Raw genomic sequence first — 14,136 nt, 5'->3', positions numbered from 1 at the left:
GAACGCCCGTTCAGCGGCACCCCCACCCGGCCCCTTCCAAAAGGCGCCCCCTCCCCCACCCCCGCACGATGCCAGTAGGGCCGCCACCCGGCGGCCCCACAGTCCGTGCTCTCGGGAGGCCTCCATGACCGCCAGTCTGGAGCAGCTGCGCCGCTGCCACTTCGCCGTCGATCTGGGGGCGGCGCGGACGCGGGTGTACGTGAAGGGGGCCGGGCTCGTCGTCGACCAGCCGTCCGCCGCCGCCGTCAACACCCGTACCGGCGCGCTGATCGCGGTCGGGGAGCTCGCCGAGAAGATGACGGGGCGTACGCCCCATTACATCCGTGTCGTCCGGCCCGTCTCCGGCGGGACGGTCGTCGACATCGAGATGGCGCAGCGCATGCTGCGGCACCTGCTCGGCGACAAGATCCGCCGTAACCTGCGCCGCAAACCCCGCCTGCGCGCCGCCGCCTGCACCCCGCACGACGCGGACCCGCTGGCCCAGCGGGCGGCCATCGAGACGCTGGTCGGGCTCGGGGCGCGGCGGGTGGAGCTGGTCGACACGCTGATCGCCGCCGCCGTGGGGTGCGGACTGCCCGTCGAGCGGCCCGAGGCCACCATGATCATGGTGTGCGGGGCCGCCGCGACCCAGGTCGCCGTGCTCTCCCTCGGGTCGATCGTCACCGCCGAGCGCATCCCGGTCGGCGGTGAGGCGGTGGATCACGCGATCGTGCAGCACCTGCGCCACGAGCACGAGCTGATGCTGCCCAGCCAGTCCGTACGGCCGCTGCAGCTCGCCCTGTCCGGCAACGGGCTCACGCCCCACGGCCCGGCCTCCACCGAGATCCACGGGCGGGACGTGGCCACCGGCCTCGCCCGTGCCGTGCAGGTCGACACCGCCGCCGTACGGGAGGCGATCGAGACGCCGCTGACCGCCGTCCTGGACGGCATCGGCAGGGTGCTGCGGGTCTGCCCGCCCGATCTGGTGGCCGACCTCATCGACCGCGGGATCATGATGGTCGGCGGGAGCGCCCTGCTCCCCGGGCTCGACCAGATGGTGCGACAGGCCACCGGCATGCCGGTGTACATCGCCGAACGCCCCGACGTGTGCGCCGTACAGGGACTGGGCTACATGGTGGAGGGCAAGGTCCAGCCGCTGTCGCTGGACCCTCTGGCCACGTGAGCGCACCACCGGCGCCTCAGCGGCGCACGTAACACCGTACGGTCGTCCCCTCGTCCCCCGTGTACACGCGCACCAGATCCGCGATGAGATTCACCAACAGCATTCCCCGTCCGCCCCGTTGCTCCCGCGGAGCCGGCCGGCGCCCCGCCAGGGGGTCCGCGATCCGTCCTTTGTCCCGGACCTCGCACACCACGAACTCGCCTTCCGCCCACACCCGCAGCACGCCCTCGCCACCGCCGTGCACCACGCTGTTGGTGGTCAGTTCGGCGGTGGCGAGGGCCACGTCCTGCAGCCGGGTGCCGTCGACGCCGAGCCGTCCGGCCACGTCGGTGGCCATGTGCCGGGCCTGCGAGAGCGACTCCGCGTCGTAGGGGAAGAAGGAGACCTGCGGTACTTCGGGGGCGGGTGGCAACGGCGCGTTGTAGCGGGCGACGACGTCCTCGGGGGCGTAGGAGCCGCTGTTCCGCAGCGGTCCGCCGGCGGCGTGGACGACGGTGGGGTGGGTGGCGTACGCGTCGGCGATGACGTGCGGCGCCAGGCGCCGGGTGTCGTACGGACACAGGATGCTCACCGTGCGGCCCTGGAACGCCGCGTTGATCAGCGCCTCGTGCTGGACGCAGGCGGGGTACTCGGTCTCCGTACGGTCCGCCCAGATCGGTTCGCCGATGATCCGCACACGCCGGCCGGGCGGCTGGGCGTCGGCGAAGGCGCGCAGTACACCGGGGATGATCCGGCCGGGGTTGCGTCCGGCCTCCCGCATGTCGAGGAGGCGTACGGCGTCGGCGTCCGTGCCGAGCCCGTCCCGGATCAGGTCGAGGTTCTCCCCGGGCACGGCCACGGCCACCGGGTCGCCGGCCTCCAGTCCGGCGCGCACGAAGGGCACCGTGCCCGCGAGGTACTCACGCTCGTCGCCGTAGAACAGGGCGGGGTGGACGAAGGGTTCGAAGGGTTCGGCCGCGGCACTCATCACTTCGACACCTCGATCGCCGGCAGGTCGGGCCAGAACAACTCCAGCACCCGCCGCAGGGCGGGCGGCGGCCGGTGCAGCACGATCCGCCGGCCGTCCTGAAGCCGCTGGGCGGCTGTGGCGAGCACCTCGGCGCCCGCGACGTCGACGAAGGTCACGGAGGACAACTCCAAGTAGTACACGTCCACATCACCGCCCACGGCCTGCTCCAGTGCCCGTTCCCAGGCCGCGTGCGTGGACAGGCCGACCTCGCCCGCCACCCGCAGCCCGCTCCGCTCGGGCAGCGGGGACAACCTCAACTCCGGCGCCGCGCCGACCGCGCCGGAAGGCGTCTGATACCGGATGCCCACACCGTCTCCCCACTCGTCCCGGACGAGACCGCGTTTACCCGGGAAGGAACATGACATTCCTGGGGCGGGTGTGTAGTGGGCCGTACGGCGGGCAGGCGACTGTCAGCACAGCCGGGCCCGCGCGGGCCGGCCCGGTGGCGACGGGGAACGCAACGTCATGAGAAGGAAGAAAGTCGAGGACCATCGAGGCGGGGAAATGACCTCAGCGGCACACACATCTCTCGCGGGGCGACTGGACGCCCTGGTCATCGAGAGCCACGTGGACGAGGGCGGCCGAGCGGTGCTCGCGCCGCGCGGAGAGCTCGTCCGCGGCAGCGCGGACGTGCTGGCCGGGACGCTGGCCGAGCTTCCGGCCCGTACCTGTCGGCTGGAGCTGGACATGACCGGGGTCGTCTTCATGGACACGGCGGGACTGCAGTTCCTGGAGACCCTCGGTACCTACGGCCTCCAGCAGAGGATGCCGGTCACGACGGTGAACTGGCGGGGCCAGCCGCGCCGGATCCTGGAACTGGTCGGTCTGGACACCACGGACCCCCTGTGTTCCACGGCCCACGGCTCCACACCCGAGCCGCACCCGCCCGCTTCGTCCGCGGTGGCCCTGGAACGCGAGGAACAACTCCGGCGCCTCCAGGATGAGGTGGACCAGCTCCGTCAGGCGATCACCTCCCGGCCCGTGATCGACCAGGCACGCGGCATCCTCATGGCCACCCACGCCATCACCTCCGACGAGGCCTGGAGCATCCTCCGCGAGGCCTCCCAGGTCTCCAACACCAAGCTGCGCACGGTGGCCGCGTCGCTCACCGCCAGCACCGAGAGCGACGGCCCACCACCGCCGGAGGGGGTGCGCACGGCCCTGCGTACGGCGATAGCGCGACGCGACTCGTAAGCACCCGCCACCCCGGGCGCCTTGGGCGGTCACGGCCGGCGCAGCCAACCGCTCACGGCGGCCGCGGTGGTGGCGGCGTGCTCGTTCATCATCGTCTGGTGGTCGCCGGGGGCGTCGATCGTGTCGTGGTCGAACTCCCACTCCTTGCTCCACCCGTGGGACTCGGCCACCTCTTCGTTCGCCGCCTGCGGCATCCGCTCGCCGGCCCGTACGAGCAGGACCGGCGCGGTGACCGCCTGCGGCCGCCAGCCGTCGAACAGGTCCAGGTACGCGCCCTGGGCGGTGACCTGAGCCTCCGTCATCAGCGCGAACGCTCGGTCGTCGACCGCGATGCCCTGCAACTGGCTGCGGATCTGCCCCTCGGGGATGTCGTCCTTCGGGAACCACGTGTCGAGCAGGACGACCCCGCATGGGGTGAGTCCGCGGGCCTCCAGGCGGGCGGCGACGGCATGGGCGAGCCAGCCGCCGGAGGAGTATCCGGCCAGGGCCACCGGGCTGTCGCCCAGCTCGCGGGCGACCGCGTCGGCGTGCAGGTCCACGACGAGGTCGCTGCTCGCGGGCAGCGGATCGTCGTCGCCGAAGCCCGGAAGCGGCAGCGCGTACACGTCGTGCAGCCCGTGCAGGTGCAGGGCGAGACGGGCGAAGTTGTGCGGGCCCGAGGGGGCCACCATGGACGGCAGACACACCAGCGCGGGCCGCTCGGGGCCGGAGGCGAGCCGTACGAGTTCCTGCTCACGCCCGAACTCCGCCGCGCCGGCGAACACCGGCCGCAGCTTGGCGGCGGCCTGAAGGACGCCGATTCCCTCCGTGAACTTGCCGATCTCACACGCCCGCCGGTACAGGTCGCGCACCCCGGACCCGCCGCCGTCCCGCCGGGGAGCGGCCTCGTCCGGCCGCTGCGCGGCCATCAACTCGGTGATGCGGCGGGCGAGTTCGGCGGGGGTCGGGTGCTCGAAGACCACCGGGGTGGCCAGGGTCAGGCCGGTCGCGGCGACGAGCCGCTTGCGCAGTTCCACCGAGGCGAGCGAGTCGAAGCCGAGTTCCAGGAAGCGCCGTGCCGGATCGATCTCGTCCGGTGACGCGTAGCCCAGGACAGCGGCGGCCTCCGTACGGACCATGTGGAGCGGGTCCGCCGGCCGGGGTGCCCGCGGTGCCTCCTCGGCCGTGGGTTCGGCGGCGGACGGCGGCCTGATCTCGTCGAAGAACCGGCTGGTCCGCGTCGCGGTGAACGGCGGCAGGAAGCGGTCCCAGTCGACGTCGGCGACCGTCAGCGTGGTCTCCCCGGCGGCGACGGCCCGCCACAGCTCGGCGGTGGCGTCGGCGGGATTCATCGGCGGCAGGCCGCGCCGGGCGAGGAAGTCCCGCATGCCGGCCTCGGCGCCCATGCCGGCCTCGGCCCACGGGCCCCAGGCCACCGAGGTGGCGGCCAGACCCCGGGCGCGGCGGTGCTGGGCGAGGGCGTCCAGGAAGGCGTTGCCCGCGCCGTAGGCCGTCTGGCCGGTGCTGCCCCAGGTGGCGGAGATGGACGAGAAGAGGACGAACGCGTCCAGTTCGGCATCGCCCAGAGCCGCGTCCAGGTGGACGGCTCCCGCGGCCTTCGCCGCGACGACCTCCGCGAACTCGGCGAGGTCCATGTCCGTCAGCGGCGCAAGCCGGCCACTGACTCCGGCCGCGTGCACCACGGCCGTCAGCTCGTCGGCCGGGATCGACGCCAGCAGCCGCTCGACCTGCTCCCGGTCGGCCATGTCGCAGGCCTCGACGGAGACGTGCACACCCAACCCGGACAATTCGCCGACCAGTTGCGGCGCACCCGGCGCGTCCAGGCCCCGGCGGCCGGTCAGCACCAGCCGCCGCGCTCCGTTGGCGGCCAGCCACCGCGCGGCCTGCGCGCCTAGCGCACCCGTACCACCGGTCACCAGCACGGTCCCGCGCGGCTGCCACGCATTCTCCGGGCCACCGGCGCCGTCCTGCACCCGCACCAGCCGACGAGCGAACAGGCCGGCACCGCGCACCGCCAGCTGATCCTCATCCTCCGGGCCGGTCAGGGCCGCACCGAGCCACAGCACCGCCTCGTCGTCCAGCTCGGCCGGAAGGTCGATCAGACCGCCCCAGCCGCGCGGCCGCTCCAGGGCGAGCGTGCGGCCCAGCCCCCACACCATGGCCTGACCGGGTTCGGTGACCGGCTCGTCGTCGGTGGTGGCGACAGCGGCGCGGGTGGCACACCACAGCGGCGTCTCGAGGGCCAGGTCGGCCAGGGCTTGAGCGAGGGCACAGGTCAGGGCGAGGCCGTCGGAGACGACGGGGTGGGGGGCTGTGTGCGGGGTGGGGGCGGGGGCCGTGGCATGCCCAGCGGCATCCAGCGCCATGGCCCCGGCGGAGCCCAAAGCCGCAGCCGCAGCCGTAGCCCCGACCGAGCCCAACCCCGCATGCCCCGTCGAGTCCAGCGCCAGCAGCGACAGCACGCCCCCGAGCTCGCCGCCCGCGTCGGCCATCCGCTTCTCCAGCAGCTCCGCCATCCGCCTGCGGTCCGCGTCCTGCGGCCCGACCGGTACCCGCACGGCGCGGCCGCCGAGCCGGTCGATCACCCATGTCATGCGCGTGAGGAGTTCCTCGTCGGCGCCGGCCGGCGGTGTCATCAGCAGCCACGTGCCGGACAGCGAGGGCGGCACCGCGGTCGGCGGGGCCACCACCGGCCGCCACCGCACCCGGTAGCGCCACCGGGCCGGATCCGACACCGTCGCCGTCGGGGCGGGCTTCTGTGCTCGCGCGGTTGACTCGAGCCAGTAGCGCCTGCGCTGGAAGGCGTACGTGGGCAGTTCGACGTGCGCCGCGCCCAACCCCTCGTAGAGCGCACGCCATTCGACGTGCACACCGCGTACGTGCAGTTCGGCCAGCGCCGTCTGCAGGGTCGCCGCCTCGGGGCGTCCGGCCCTCGCCGCCGCCACGAAGGCGGAGCTTGTCGCGTCCTCGGGCAGGCAGCCGGTTCCCATGGCGGACAGCACCGCATCGGGGCCGAGTTCCAGGTACGCGGTCACGCCCTGCTCGTGCAGGCAGCGCACGCCGTCCAGGAACCTGACGGCCTCGCGCACGTGCCGTACCCAGTAGTCGGGCGAGGCGAGTTGCTCGGCCGTGGCCGGCCGCCCGGTGAGGTTGGAGATCACGGGCAGGAGCGGGGGCCGGTAGGTGACGCGCGCGGCGACCTCGCGGAAGGCGTCGAGCATGTCGTCCATGTGCGGGGAGTGGAAGGCGTGGGAGACCGTCAGCCGCTTGGTCCTGCGACCCCGCTCCCGCCACAGCGCCACCACCTCGTCCACCGCGTCCGCGTCGCCCGCGACGACGGTCGCGGCCGGGCCGTTGACCGTCGCCACGACCACCCGATCGCCGAAGCCGGCCAGCGTCGCCAGGACTTCGTCCTCGGCCGCCTGCACCGCCGCCATCGCGCCGCCCGCACGGCAGGACTGCATCAGCCGTCCCCGCGCGGCGACCAGCGCGCACGCGTCGTCCAGTGACCACACCCCGGCCAGGTGCGCGGCCGTCAACTCGCCGATCGAGTGCCCGATCAGCACGTCCGGGACCACGCCCCACGACTGGACGAGACGGAACAGAGCGGTCTCGTACGCGAACAGGGCGGGCTGTGTGTAGGCGGTCTGGTTCAGCAGCGCGGCCCCGTCAGATCCCTCAGCCCCCTCTGGTCCATCAGAGCCCCCTGGTCCATCACATCCCTCTGGCCCATCAGATCCCTCAGCCGCGAACATCACCTCCCGCAGCGGCCGTTCCAGATGGACGTCCATCCGGGCGCAGACCTCGTCCAGGGCCTCGGCGAAGACCGGGTACGCGGCATACAACTCCCGGCCCATGCCGGGCCGTTGGCCGCCCTGCCCGGTGAACAGCGCCGCGAGCCGCCCGTCCACGACCTCCGGCAGCACGCTGCCGCGCGTCACGCCCGGCGCGGTACCGCCCTCACCCACCGTCAGCAGGCCACGTACGGCCTCGTCGCGGTCGGCCGTGACGACGACGGCCCGATGTTCGAAGCGGGTACGGGCCGCAAGGGTGAACCCGGCGTCCGGCAGGTCGACTTCCGGGCGGCCGGACAGGTACGCACCGAGGCGTCCGGCCTGCTCGCGCAGCGCCACGTCGGTCCGCGCGGACACCACGACCGGCAGGGCGGGCTGTGCGGCGACGGGCTCCGGCTCGGGGGCCTCCTCGATGATGGCGTGCGCGTTCGTGCCGCTCACGCCGAAGGCGGACACGGCCGCCCGGCGCGGCCGTCCGGTGCGCGGCCACGGCACCGGTTCGCGCAGCAGTTCCACGGCGCCCGCGGACCAGTCGACGTGCGGGGACGCCTCCTTGACGTGCAGGGTGCGCGGGAGCACCTCGTGGCGCATCGCCATCACCATCTTGATCACTCCGGCAGCGCCCGCCGCCGCCTGGGCGTGCCCGATGTTCGACTTCAGCGATCCCAGGCGGAGCGGCCGGCCCTCGGGCCGGCCCTGGCCGTACGTGGCGATCAGCGCGTTCGCCTCGATCGGGTCGCCGAGCGCGGTGCCGGTGCCGTGCGCCTCCACCGCGTCCACGTCGGCCGCGTTCAGCCGGGCCTTGGCCAGTGTCTGCCGGATCAGGCGCTGCTGGGACGGCCCGTTGGGCGCGGTCAGGCCGTTGCTCGCGCCGTCCTGGTTGGTGCCGGTGGCGCGCAGCACCGCCAGCACCCGGCGGCCCGCGCGACGGGCGTCCGAGAGTCGCTCGAGGAACAGTACGGCCGCGCCCTCGGCCCATCCGGTGCCGTCCGCGTCGGCGGAGAACGCCTTGCAGCGTCCGTCCGGGGCCAGACCGCGCTTGCGGCTGAACTCCAGCAGCATGCCCGGCGTCGACATCACGGTGACGCCCCCGGCCAGCGCGAGGTCGCACTCACCGGTGCGCAGCGCCTGCGCCGCCGCGTGGAGCGCGACCAGCGACGACGAGCACTGCGTGTCGATCGTCAGGGCCGGCCCCTCGAACCCGAAGGTGTAGGAGACGCGCCCGGAGACGACGCCCAGGGCGTTGCCGGTGAGCATCTGTCCCTGCGCCTCGTGCGGGGCCTCGTGCCAGGCGGGCCCGTAGTCCTGGAGCGAGACGCCGGTGAAGACGCCCGTACGGCTGCCGCGCAGCGACTGCGGGTCGATGCCCGCCCGCTCCATCGCCTCCCAGGAGATCTCCAGCATGAGCCGCTGCTGCGGGTCCAGTGCCGCCGCCTCGCGCGGGCTGATCCCGAAGAATCCGGGATCGAACTCGCCCACCCCGTCCAGGAATCCGCCGTGCCGGGTGTACGCGGTGCCGTGCTGCTCCGGATCCGGGTCGTACAGCCCGTCCAGATCCCAGCCCCGGTCCTGGGGCAGGCCGCCGATCGCGTCCCCGCCCTCGTCGACCAGCCGCCACAGGGCCTCGGGGGAGTCGATTCCGCCGGGCAGGCGGCAGCCGAGACCGACGATGACCACCGGGTCGTCGGCGAGGCTCCGGGGCTCCGTCGCGGCGGCCTCGGGCACGGCCGAGACGCCCAGCAGTGCGGAACGCAGATATTCGACCAGGGCGCGCGGCGTCGGATAATCGAACAGCAGCGTGGCCGGCAGTCGAAGCCCGGTCGCGTCCGACACTCCGTCCCGGAACTTCTGCGCCACGTGCCGGTAGATACCGAGGCGCCGCCACGGAGCCTGAGCCTCGACGGGGCGGCCGGCCCCTTCCGCGTCGGTGACTGCGGATATCTGTTCCTTCACCAGTTCCAGCAGCGCGGTGTGCTGCATAGCCGGAGAGAGACTGCCCAGCAGTTGGAAATCCACCGTCTTGCTCTGCATTCGCAACGCCCATCCCAGCACACAACACAGTAGCCGGTGAATTTCCGGCTGCCCGAGCGATGATAGAGGTGTGCGATTGCAATGTCCAGTAAAAGGCATGTTAATGAGAATCGTATAATTCCCTGAGCCCCGCACACACCATATCTGAATCTCGCACAGCATTGTGACGGGCGCGTGAAGTGGCCACGCCAATTTCATATGTGTCATATAACCACAAGAATCGCTGTCCAAAAACGCCCCAAACGTGCGTTATGGTGATTGCGCCATTTTCTCCCGCCAGCACTGCCTCCTAAGGGTTCATGATGATTAATCGCATGAGATTCCCGTTTGCGGATGAGTTGCTGGCGTCGAACGGATGCGCGGGAGTAGTCGGTGTCACCGCCGTGTTCTCGGGAGATCCGCCGCCTCTCGACGAGGTGAGGTCCCGGGTGGTGGAGCGGTGGGGACCGCTGGACCGGATGAGCTGGGTGCGGGCAGCCCCCCACAACCAGCCGGCTCGGTTTCACTGGACGTGTCCGGGAAGGTTCGACGCCGCGGTCCAGGTGCTCGATTCGGGTGAAAAACTCGAGGACTTGCTCGCCTCCCACGTCGACCGTCCGCTCGGATACGAACTCCCGCCATGGCGATTGCTGGTGGTCCGGGACACCGCCTACGGCGGTGACTTCGCCTTGGCGTTGGTGGCACAGCACGCCCTGCTCGACGGCCGGTCGCTGGTGACGCTCCTGGAGCTGCTGCTGGACGACGCGCCGGACCCTGCCCCGGCCCTGCGTCCCCCTTGTGCCGCGGGCACGGAAGGCCCGGGCTGGAGGAAGGTCGGCAGGGAACTGCTCACCTTGTTCGCGCCGGGTCAGGCCATCCCGCTCGGAGCGACGGGTGGATCCCGCCCCTCGGTGGCGACCGCCGCGCTGCCGTCGGAGGTCGTGCGGACAGCCTGCCGACGGCGGATCGACGGGCGCCGCGTCACGCTGAACCACCTGCTGGTGGCCTCGGTGACCGGCGCCCTGTCCACCCGTTACGGGCCCGCCGGCCGATGGCCGCGGGGTTCCCGTCCCGTCTACGCCATGGTGCCCTGCGATGTGCGCGGCGGTCATGAGGCCTCGGAACTGGGCAACATCGTCGCCGCTCCCCGGTTCCCCCTGCCCCTCGACCTCGACGACCCCGTGGACCGGCTGCGGGCCAGTGGCCGGCTCGTGGCGGACATCCGGCACCGCGGCAGGGCTCAGAAGGCGCTCGGGTCGGCGCTCGAGACCGCGCGGCACTTCGCCCCGTGGCTGACCAGAGCCCTCGGCACCCACGGGGCCGACGCGTCCCACGTGGCTGCCGCGATCACCACGCTGAAGTGGCCGGTCCCGGCCGGTTCCTGGAACGGCAGCCCGCTGATCCGGCTCGTGTGCCTCTCCCCCCTGCACCGGCCGGGAAGCGCCGCCTTCAGTCTCGCGGACGCAGTCGGCACGGTCACCCTCACCGTGGTCTGTCACCTCTCCGCGGGGGAGGCACAACGACTCGTGGAGGCGGTCACTCAGGAAATGGAGGCGTTGGCCGAGTACGCGGGCTGACGCCCGCTCCCGAAAGTCCACCATGCCCACGATCCGTCGGCGGGCCGCCGCCGCCGGACAACAGGAAGGCCCGCAAGGACGCATGACAGTTGATCAGCAGCAGGTGCTGGATGCGCTACGCCCCCTGTGCGCCGAGGTGATGAGCGTTCCCCTGGAACGGGTCGTCGCCCCGGCCCGACTCGTGGCCGACCTCGGGGCCGACAGTCTGGACCTCACCGAACTCGAGGTCGCCATCGAAGCGACGTTCGGCGTGCGGCCCAAGGCCTCCCGGGTCAGGGGCGTGGCCACGGTCGAGGACGTCGTCCGCCTCATCATGGAGCTGCGCGCGGGGAGCCAGTCGAGTGTGGTCGTATGACGGGCGGACACGTCGCCATCACCGGGCTGGGCGTGCGCAGCGCGGCGGGACACACTCCACCGGAGTTCTGGCAGACCCTGCTGCGGGCCCGGCCCACCGCACGCCTCCATGCCTTCGACGACGCCCGCTCCGTACAGCACGCCGCCTGCCCGATCGTCGACTTCACCCCTGACGGCTACCTGACGCCGAAGGAGGCCCGTCGTACGGACCGGTCGGCACAGCTGGCCGTGTGCGCCGCCACCGACGCGATCCGCGACGCCGGCGGCCTGGCCGCCCCGCCCCGTCGACGTGCCGTGGTGACCGGAACCGGATACGGCGGGGTCATCTCCCAGGAAGACGGGCTCGGCAACCCCGGTTCCCTGTACGCGCCGCTCCTGATGCACAACGCCGGCGCCTACTGGATCACCGCCCGGCACAGCATCACGGGTCCCAGTCTGACCGTCTCCACCGCGTGCGCCTCCGGCACCCACGCGATCGGCGAAGGCATGCAGCTGATCCGGTCGGGTGCGGCCGACGTCGTGGTGGCGGGCGGACACGACGCCCCTCTCACCGCCACGACCGCCCTGGCCTTCGCCAGAGCACGCGCGATGGCCGACGGGTACGACGACCCGTCGACGGCCTCACGCCCCTTCGACGCCGACCGTCTCGGCTTCGTCCTGGGCGAAGGGGCGGCTTTCCTGGTCATGGAACGACTCGACGCCGCGCGCGCCCGCGGCGCGCGTGTCTACGCGCTGCTGACCGGGTACGGACGTACCTCCGACGGCTACCACCTGACCGCGCCCCATTCCGAAGGGGCGGGAGCACGCGCCTGTATCGAGCAGGCGCTCGCCGATGCCGGCACGACACCCGACGACGTCGTCCACGTCAACGCCCACGGCACGGGCACCGAGCTGAACGACCTGGCGGAGGCGCGGGCTCTCGCCGCGGTCTTCGGGCCCGGGAGAGTGCCGGTCACCGCGCCCAAGGGGGTTCTCGGTCACGCCCTCGGCGCGGCCGGCGCCCTGGAGGCCGTGGCGACGGTCCTCTCCGTGGCCGAGGGACTCGCACCGCCGACAGCCAACCTGACGAAGCCCGACACCCGGTGCGAGATCGACGTGGTCACCGGTGAGCCGCGCAAACTCGGCGCGGGACCCGTGATCAGCAACAGCTTCGCCTTCGGCGGCCACAACGCCTGCCTCGTCTTCGCGGAAGCCGGTGCAGATGAGTGATGAGGATGCGGTGATGCGGAATGACTGACTCGATGAGACTGCCGGCTGTGGACGAGGGCCACATCCGTACGGGCCGCCCCGGTGTCATCGGGATCGCCGCCGTCTTTTCCGGACGTACGCCCGATCTCGCCACGATCCGCGCCCGGGTCGTCGAACGCTGGAGCGAACTGCCCCGCGTGAGCTGGACTCTACGACCGCCACCGCGGCGACCTGGAATCCGCGCGGGTGACTCGCTGTCGAGCCACCGGTGGGCCGCCGCCGGCTCCGCGTTCGATCCCGAGTCCCAGGTCCTCGCGGCCGACGAGAAACTCGAACCGCTGCTGCGCACCGTCATCGAGCAGCCGCTTCCCGCGGACCTGCCGCTGTGGCGGATGTGGCTGACCGAGGGCACCTCCTGCGGGGGCGACTTCGCCGTCGTACTGCTGGCCCACCACGGTCTGATGGACGGCCGCTCGCTGGAGACCCTGATGCGGCTGCTGATGGACGAGCCTCCGTCCTGGCGCCGCTTCGCCCGAACGCCACCGGCGTCCACCGTGACGATGAAGGACGCGGGCAGGGAACTGCGTCGCATGCGGGCAGTCGGCCAGGCACTCCCGCTGCCCTCACCTCGCGCCGCCGAGGCCTCGGTCGCGGTGACGGACCTTCCGGCCCAGGTGATCCGGGCAGCCCGACGGCTCCCGGCCGGTGGGCCGGACGCCACGCTCAACGAGCTGCTCCTGGGATCACTGGCCGGCGCCCTGCGAGCCCGTTACGGACCGGTCGGGAGGTGGCCCAAGGCGCCTGCGCCCCTTCACGCCACGGTTCCGGTGGACCTGCGTTCCGGTGCCGACGCTCACGTACTGGGCAACATCGTCACCGCTCTGCGCCTGCCGCTGCCGGTCGACGGCGGCTCCCCCGCGGACCGCCTGCGCGCCTGCCAGCGGCTGTGTGCCGAGCTGCCCGCCCGCACCGAGGTCCACCGCAAGGTACTGCCCCTCCTCGAAGCCGCGGCACGCCCCGGCCCCTGGGTTCCCGCGCTTCTGGCCAGGCATCTGATGCAGCCCGACGTGACACCGACGGTGTGCACGGCGTTCAAGTGGAGAGACAGGGCCAGCACTCTGCACGGACGCCCGCTGGTCCGCGTCATCCCCCTTCCCCAACTGCACCGGCCGGGCACGGCCAACCTCTGCCTCATGCAGACCGGCGACACCTACACCCTCACCGTGGTCAGCAACCACAGGCCCGGTGAAGCCACGGTGCTCGGCGACGCGGTCGCGCGTGAGCTCGAGCAACTCGCGGCGGGCCAGAAGCGGGCCTGAAAGGGGACGCCTTCTGGCGTATATGGCGCGCCCACGCAGGACGATACGGATGAAACATGGTCATACTGGAGTGAGCCGTGTGTCCTTCCGGGCGGCGGCCACGACCCCCGTCGGCCGAGCGTGGAGGCCGCGTGATCCGGCCAGTGCTGTCCCCACTCTCCCGGTTCGTGCCGTCCGGTCCCGAGCTGTTCGGATCGGTTCGCTCCGCCGCGCTGTGGCTGAGCGGCGTACCGGCGGCCCTGCCGGTGGTCGGACCCCTGCTGCGGCCCCGTGCGCCCCGGCTCTGGCGGACCCCCGGTGGCGCGCAGATCGAGGTCCAGCGCCTGGGACGGCCCGGGACGGCCGGCGCGGCACGCGAGGTCGAGGCCACGCTGCGGGAGATGCCGGGGGTGTACCGCGCCGAGGTGAACGGCACGCTGGGCTGCGTGTACGTCGGCTGCGGACCCGACGCCGACCTGGAGCGCGTCGTAGCCCTGGTCTCCGCCGCGGACGTCGGCGCGCCGGAGGCGGGAACCGACGGCGACGGGGA

Annotated in this window: 10 protein-coding genes; 7 read left to right on the top strand and 3 right to left on the bottom strand. The window is 72.5% G+C overall.

Annotated features, from left to right (window positions below; genetic code table 11):
* Positions 1-124: 124 nt before the first annotated feature.
* On the top strand, positions 125-1,162 hold the full coding sequence (locus CLM62_RS03615) for a rod shape-determining protein (protein WP_095748419.1): 1,038 nt from the start codon (positions 125-127) through the stop codon (positions 1,160-1,162).
* 16 nt (positions 1,163-1,178) lie between these two features.
* On the opposite strand, the gene CLM62_RS03610 is transcribed toward CLM62_RS03615, so the two are convergent.
* Both CLM62_RS03610 and CLM62_RS03605 read right to left on the bottom strand, forming a co-directional pair.
* On the bottom strand, positions 1,179-2,129 hold the full coding sequence (locus CLM62_RS03610; protein ID WP_095748418.1) for a sensor histidine kinase: 951 nt from the start codon (positions 2,127-2,129) through the stop codon (positions 1,179-1,181).
* Positions 2,129-2,479, bottom strand: a complete 351-nt coding sequence (locus CLM62_RS03605) for an STAS domain-containing protein (RefSeq protein WP_257003644.1) — start codon at positions 2,477-2,479, stop codon at positions 2,129-2,131. The genes CLM62_RS03610 and CLM62_RS03605 overlap by 1 nt, the downstream gene beginning before the upstream one ends.
* A gap of 196 nt (positions 2,480-2,675) precedes the next feature.
* On the opposite strand from CLM62_RS03605, the gene CLM62_RS03600 reads away from it, so the two are divergent.
* On the top strand, positions 2,676-3,365 hold the full coding sequence (locus CLM62_RS03600) for an ANTAR domain-containing protein (protein WP_095748416.1): 690 nt from the start codon (positions 2,676-2,678) through the stop codon (positions 3,363-3,365).
* A 29-nt stretch (positions 3,366-3,394) separates the two neighbouring features.
* On the opposite strand, the gene CLM62_RS03595 is transcribed toward CLM62_RS03600, so the two are convergent.
* Positions 3,395-8,884: an SDR family NAD(P)-dependent oxidoreductase gene (locus CLM62_RS03595; RefSeq protein WP_373559100.1), complete on the bottom strand. Its 5,490-nt coding sequence runs from the start codon at positions 8,882-8,884 to the stop codon at positions 3,395-3,397.
* Between the two features lie 620 nt (positions 8,885-9,504).
* Here CLM62_RS03595 and CLM62_RS03590 point away from each other — a divergent pair.
* From CLM62_RS03590 to CLM62_RS03570, 5 genes are all read left to right on the top strand, one after another.
* Positions 9,505-10,746 (top strand): WS/DGAT domain-containing protein, encoded by a 1,242-nt coding sequence (locus CLM62_RS03590; protein WP_179381922.1) that lies wholly within the window; start codon positions 9,505-9,507, stop codon positions 10,744-10,746.
* A gap of 82 nt (positions 10,747-10,828) precedes the next feature.
* Positions 10,829-11,101 (top strand): acyl carrier protein, encoded by a 273-nt coding sequence (locus tag CLM62_RS03585; protein ID WP_095748413.1) that lies wholly within the window; start codon positions 10,829-10,831, stop codon positions 11,099-11,101.
* Complete coding sequence (locus CLM62_RS03580; protein ID WP_095748412.1) at positions 11,098-12,309, top strand: beta-ketoacyl synthase; 1,212 nt, start codon at positions 11,098-11,100, stop codon at positions 12,307-12,309. Before CLM62_RS03585 ends, CLM62_RS03580 begins: the two co-directional genes overlap by 4 nt.
* A gap of 32 nt (positions 12,310-12,341) precedes the next feature.
* The gene (locus CLM62_RS03575) at positions 12,342-13,607 is read left to right on the top strand and encodes a wax ester/triacylglycerol synthase domain-containing protein (RefSeq protein ID WP_095748411.1); all 1,266 of its coding nucleotides are present in this window, start codon (positions 12,342-12,344) and stop codon (positions 13,605-13,607) included.
* A gap of 131 nt (positions 13,608-13,738) precedes the next feature.
* A partial coding sequence (locus CLM62_RS03570; protein ID WP_143658914.1) for a hypothetical protein occupies positions 13,739-14,136 on the top strand: 398 nt, incomplete at its 3' end.

The organism is Streptomyces sp. SA15, from assembly GCF_002291145.1.
Taxonomy (GTDB): Bacteria; Actinomycetota; Actinomycetes; order Streptomycetales; family Streptomycetaceae; genus Streptomyces.
This window is presented reverse-complemented; position numbering and strand designations above follow the sequence as displayed.